Annotated in this window: 1 protein-coding gene; it reads right to left on the minus strand. The window is 59.7% G+C overall.

Going from position 1 to position 516, the window contains the following annotated elements:
- On the minus strand, positions 1-516 hold a 516-nt coding region (locus tag DX908_RS16385), incomplete at both ends, for a hypothetical protein (protein WP_158548885.1).

Consider the following 516-nt stretch of genomic DNA (forward strand, 5'->3'; position numbering starts at 1 on the left):
GAACGCATAAACATAGGCCAGCAAACTCGAGCGGTGTTGCGTGCGTCCTTCATGGTGATCGGCAGCGAGAAGGTGGGCAATGCTGATTGCCCGTTCCCAGCGTCCGAGCAGAATATTCGTGATCACGATCTGGATGATTCCTGCGCTGATGGCGTGCATCGTCGCGCTACGGGTTGCAGCGCTGAGAAGTTCGACTTGGGCGACAAATCGATCCCCCTCGGCGGCGGCGTCCTCGTAGCGACGCGCGGCTCTGAGCCCAGCAAACCGTGCCAACGAAAGCAGCAGTCTTTCGTGCGGCAGGGAACGCGGCCACTCCGAATCGACACTGTCAATTCCGTGCGCGACGAGCTGGCGCAGACGGGCGGAGGGAGTGCGTTCTCGCTCGCTCATGACAACGGCTAATGAAATGGCCGCGGTGCCGTGCAACGCCACGATGTCGGTCGGTAACTCGCTCAGAAGCGTGTGAAGTTCATCCTGTTGGTAGACGATAAGTTCGGAGAAATGGTGGGCGACAGT

Source organism: Parvularcula marina (assembly GCF_003399445.1).
GTDB lineage: Bacteria > Pseudomonadota > Alphaproteobacteria > Caulobacterales > Parvularculaceae > Parvularcula > Parvularcula marina.